The sequence below is a fragment of the Mycobacterium sp. E796 genome (assembly GCF_001672815.1).
In the GTDB taxonomy this organism is placed as follows: Bacteria; Actinomycetota; Actinomycetes; order Mycobacteriales; family Mycobacteriaceae; genus Mycobacterium.
In genome coordinates this window covers 1-4,979 of record NZ_LZKK01000261.1, presented here as the reverse complement: position 1 = coordinate 4,979, position 4,979 = coordinate 1, and the positions used below count along the sequence as shown (strand labels likewise).

The 4,979-nt window shown below is 70.2% G+C and carries 3 protein-coding genes and 1 pseudogene; 2 read left to right on the top strand and 2 right to left on the bottom strand.

Translation table 11 applies throughout. From position 1 onward, the window contains the following. The coding region (gene scpA, locus A5706_RS20220; protein WP_068134314.1) for a methylmalonyl-CoA mutase at positions 1 to 1,673 on the bottom strand (1,673 nt) is incomplete at its 3' end. 4 nt (positions 1,674 to 1,677) lie between these two features. Beyond that, positions 1,678 to 3,540 carry a methylmalonyl-CoA mutase small subunit gene (gene mutA, locus A5706_RS20215; protein ID WP_068134315.1) on the bottom strand — a complete coding sequence of 621 codons (1,863 nt, stop codon included), beginning with the start codon at positions 3,538 to 3,540 and terminating at the stop codon, positions 1,678 to 1,680. A gap of 179 nt (positions 3,541 to 3,719) precedes the next feature. On the opposite strand from mutA, the gene A5706_RS20210 reads away from it, so the two are divergent. Together A5706_RS20210 and A5706_RS20205 are read left to right on the top strand one after the other, a co-directional pair. Continuing rightward, positions 3,720 to 4,481 (top strand): TVP38/TMEM64 family protein, encoded by a 762-nt coding sequence (locus A5706_RS20210; RefSeq protein WP_068134312.1) that lies wholly within the window; start codon positions 3,720 to 3,722, stop codon positions 4,479 to 4,481. Positions 4,482 to 4,600: 119 nt separating this feature from the next. Next, a pseudogene (locus A5706_RS20205) lies at positions 4,601 to 4,979 on the top strand (hypothetical protein); the annotation flags it as partial.

Sequence of the window (4,979 nt, the reverse complement as noted above, 5' to 3'; positions counted from 1 at the left end):
GCGTCGGAAATCTCGCCCACGGTGGCCTTGGCCCGGGCGGCGTCGATGGCGAGCGCCAACAGGTTGTTGCCCAGGCCGTCTTCGCCCGCGCGACCCTGCGCGGCCGCCGCGCGGGACAGCTCCGCGAGCGCGGCGTCGACCGCAGCCTGGTCCCGGCCGGCCCGCAGCTCGCGCAGTTTCGCCAGCTGCTCGGCCCGAACCCGACTGTTCTCGACCTTGAGCACCTCGATTTCCTGGTCCTCGTCGACCTGGTACTTGTTGACCCCGATCACGGGCTGCTGGCCCGAGTCGATGCGCGCCTGGGTGCGCGCGGCCGCCTCCTCGATGCGCATCTTGGGGATGCCGTCGTCGATGGCCTGGGCCATGCCGCCGTGCTCGGCGATCTCGGCCATGTGGCCGCGGGCCGCTTGCGCGAGCCGATGAGTGAGCCACTCCACGTAATAGGAGCCGCCCCACGGGTCGATCGGCCTGGTGGTGCCCGACTCCTGCGCCAGCAGCAGCTGGGTGTTGCGCGCGATGCGTGCCGAGAAGTCGGTGGGCAGCGCGAGCGCCTCGTCCAGCGCGTTGGTGTGCAGCGACTGCGTGTGGCCCTGGGTGGCGGCCATGGCCTCGATGCAGGTGCGCGCGACGTTGTTGAAGGCGTCCTGGGCGGTCAGCGACCAGCCCGAAGTCTGCGAATGCGTGCGCAGGGAAAGGGATTTCGGGTTCTTGGCGCCGAACCCGGCGACGAGTTCGCTCCACAGCAGCCGCCCGGCGCGCAGCTTGGCGACCTCCATGAAGAAGTTCATGCCGATGCCCCAGAAGAACGACAGCCGGGGCGCGAATTTGTCGATGTCCAGCCCGGCGTCCAGGCCCGCCTTGATGTAGTCGACGCCGTCGGCCAGGGTGTACGCAAGCTCCAAATCCGCTGTGGCACCGGCCTCTTGGATGTGATAACCGGAGATCGAGATGGAGTTGAACTTGGGCATCTTGGCGCTGGTGTAGGCGAAGATGTCGGAGATGATGCGCATCGACGGCTTGGGCGGATAGATGTAGGTGTTGCGCACCATGAACTCTTTGAGGATGTCGTTCTGGATGGTGCCGGCCAGCTTCTCCGGCGGCACCCCCTGCTCCTCGGCGGCCACCACGTACAGCGCCAGGATCGGCAGCACGGCGCCGTTCATGGTCATCGACACCGACACCGCCGACAGGTCGATGCCGTCGAACAGCTGCCGCATGTCGAGGATGGAATCGATTGCCACACCGGCCATTCCGACGTCGCCCTGCACCCGGGGATGGTCGGAGTCGTAGCCGCGGTGGGTGGCCAGGTCGAAGGCCACCGAGAGACCCTTCTGGCCGGCGGCGAGGTTGCGACGGTAGAAGGCGTTGGAATCCGCCGCCGTGGAGAAACCCGCGTATTGGCGAATCGTCCAGGGCTGGTTGACGTACATCGTCGGGTACGGGCCGCGCACGAAGGGGGGCTCGCCCGGGAAGCTGTTCAGCGGATAGCCCTCGGCCGCCGCGGCGGCGCGGTCGGCGGCGACGTACACCGGTTTGACGTCGATGCCTTCGGGGGTGTGCCAATCCGCGGCATCGTACTTTTGCACGGCGGCCTCGGTGGCCGGCGGCACTTTGCGATCACCGTGCAGCGGGACCCCGGCGAAGCTACCGATCGCGGGTGTTGTCATCGTCATGGCGCTACGCTCCCAACCGGGTGAGCAGGTTCGACATGGCTTGCACCGCATTGATTTTCGCGGTCAGGTACTCGTCCGGGCGATGTGCGGCGTCGTCCAGCTCGCCCAGCGCCTTCTCCGGGCCCGCCAGGTAAACCCTCGCCGCGCCCGCCTTCCGGGCCGCCTCGACGACGCCCGACGCCTCGTCGTGATAGCGCTTGTCGGTGCCGCAGATAATCGCCACCGGCGAATCCGCGCCGGCCACCGCGGCCCCGACCCCGGCGGCGTCGACCGGGCCCGGGTCGATCGCCTCGATGCCGCCCGACGCCAGCAGGTTGGCCGCGAACGTCGTCCGAATGTTGTGCTCGGCCAACGGGCCGAGCGGCAGCAGCAGCGCCTTGGGGCGCGAACCGGTGCGCGCCAGGAAGGCGTCGGAACGGTCCCGCAGCGCCTCGAACTCCGCCGCGTAGCGTCGGACGCCGGATGGCGAATCCTCTTGCGGCTCAGCCTGCGTCAGGGGTGGTTCCTCGAGGTTCGGGTATTCGTTGACACCGGTGATCGCGGTGCGGCGATGCGCGATATCGTCGGCGCGCCACGCGGCGACCTCGGCGATCTGCTCGGCGATGTAGTCGCGGGCAGCGGCGAACCCGCCGCGCTCCTCTGTCGCCTGGAACTGCTGCCACGCCCGTTGCGCCAGCTGCTCAGTGAGGTCCTCGACGTACCAGGACCCGCCGGCCGGATCCAACACCCGCCCGACGTGTGACTCCTCCAGCAGCAGCAGCTGCGCGTTGCGCGCGATGCGGCGTGCGAAGCCGGCGCCCACACCGGGAAAACCGCCGGGAATGGCCACGTCGAACGGCAACACCAGCACGGTGTCGGCGCCGCCGACGCCCGCGCCGAACGCGGCCACCGTGCCGCGCAGCATGTTCACCCACGGGTCGCGCTGGGCCATCATCGGCAGCGACGTCTGCGCGTGCACAAGCGCCGCACCGGCGTCCGGCTCGCCGACCACCTCGGCAACGCGCGCCCACAGCTGGCGCGCGGCCCGGAACTTGGCGATGGTCGTGAACTGGTCGTCGTCGGCGGCCAGCCGGAAGCTGATCTGGCGCAACGCCTGGCCGACCGGAACCCCGGCCTCGGTGAGCAAACGCAGGTAGGCCACCCCGGCCGCGACGCTGCCGGCCAGCTCCCAGCTCGCGTTGGCGCCCAGGTTGTGGAAGGCGGGACCGTCGACGGTGACCGCTCGCACGCCGTGGATCCGGGCCACCCGCCTCGCCACCGCCAGCACTTGTTCGGTCGACGGGGATTCCCGGCCGCTCAGCGAGGCGGTCAGCGGGTCCGCGCCGAGGTCGATCGACAGGGCACCGCGCTTGTCGTCGTCCACCCGGTCGACCAACGCCAGCAGGGCGTCGCTGGCCTCGGCGTAGTCGGCGCCCGCGTCGAGGAGCACCGGAACCAGGTCCAGGTACACGCCCGACAGCAGCTGCCCGATCTCGCCGGCCGACACCGCCGACTTTCCTATCCGGAGCAGCAGCGCGCTGACCCCGTCGGTGAGGGCGGCCAGCACCGCGGCGTTGGGGTCAGCGCAGCCCGGCGCGGGGAACGCCTCAGCGACCTTCCAACCGGCGTCGAAGTCGCGCGCTCCGTCGCCACCGCGCACGTAGGGCCATTCGCCGGGCAGCGCCGGTTCGGGCAGCTCGTCGAGGGCGGTGTAGAGCGCCCGAACCGCGATCCCGTCGTAAGTCGGGCTTTCCAGCAGCCGTTCGGGCTCGTCGCCCAGTTGCTCGGGATCCTTGCGCGAGCTCTTCGACAGCACACCCGCGACCGCAGTGCGCCAACGCCCGCGAACCTGTTCCAGTCCGACGCGCTCGGGTACATCAATGGACACCGATTGCTCCCTTTTTCCCTGCAAATGGGGCTCCGCCACTTGCTAACGAGGCTAATTGATGGGGCCTCCCCGCAAAAAACCGCGCGCGCCGGCGGTCGGGGCACCTCGGCCGAGTGCGGCGAGGAAACGCCCGCCTTCTGAAAGGACTTATCCTCCGGTGCCCCGTAACCTTGACAGCCGTGACGGCTCCCGCCACCTGCAAAATCACCCAGCGAATCCGCGACGCCGGCCGCGCCGTGGGCGCGAGGGCGCGTCAGCTGTCCGGGCCCCGGACGGTCGCGACAGTGGTCGGTATCACAGTCCTGATCGTGGTGGCCAGCTGGCTTCCCCTGCCGACGCCGGTGCAGATGCGGGATTGGGCCGAGTCGGTCGGACCCTGGTTCCCGTTGGCGTTCCTCGCGGCGCACATCGTGGTCACCGTGGTGCCGGTGCCGCGCACCGCGTTCACCCTGGCCGCCGGGCTGCTGTTCGGCCCCCCGCTGGGGATCGCCATCGCGGTGACCGCCAGCACCGCGAGCGCGGTGATCGCGATGCTGCTGGTGCGCGCGGCCGGGTGGCAGCTCAACCGCCTGGTTCGCCACCGCGCGATCGACACGGTCGACGAGCGCCTGCGCGAACGCGGCTGGCTCGCGGTCTTGTCGCTGAGGTTGATCCCCGCCGTCCCGTTTTCGGCGATCAACTACGCCGCCGGCGCGTCGGCGGTGCGGGCGGTGCCGTACACGTTGGCAACGCTGGCGGGTTTGCTGCCCGGCACCGCGGCCGTGGTGATCCTCGGCGACGCCCTCGCCAGCCACCCCAGCCCGCTGCTGTTCCTGGTGTCGCTGTGCACCGGCGCCTTGGGGCTGACCGGGCTGATCGTCGAGATCCGCCAGTTCCGGCACCACCACCGCCAGAAGGCGCCGGCCGCCACGCCGTCCCCCGAACCGGCCGTCGTCCGCTGACGTCGCCTCCGGATTTCTGAACCGAACCTGAAGATATGCGCCCTAAGGGCCGCTCTTCAGGTTGATTTCAGATCGGCTTCCTAACGTCGCCGGCATCACCCGAGCAACGAGGAGGCACTTTGACCAGCGAGGAATCGACTCACACCACGCAGCCCGCAACTCCACCTTCGGTCCTGCAGCGGCACCCCTTGGGCGTCGCCGTCGGCAGCGGGGTGGTCGGGCTCGTCGTCGGCGCGTTCGGGGCCGCCACCCTGATCGGCCTCTGGGCCCCCGCGCCCCCGCCGCCGGACGCGACCGCCACCGAGCTGGTGCATCCGTTGCCTGACGGCGGTCGCGTGATCCTGGTGGCGGACACGACGCAGACCACCCAGGTGACCCGGGAGCTGCGCCAGTTGATGATCGGCGCGGGTGTGGCGACGCTGGTGGTGGCGGCGCTGCTGCTGATCGCGGTCAGCCGGGTCGCGCTGCGGCCACTGGACCGGCTCACCGCGCTGGCCA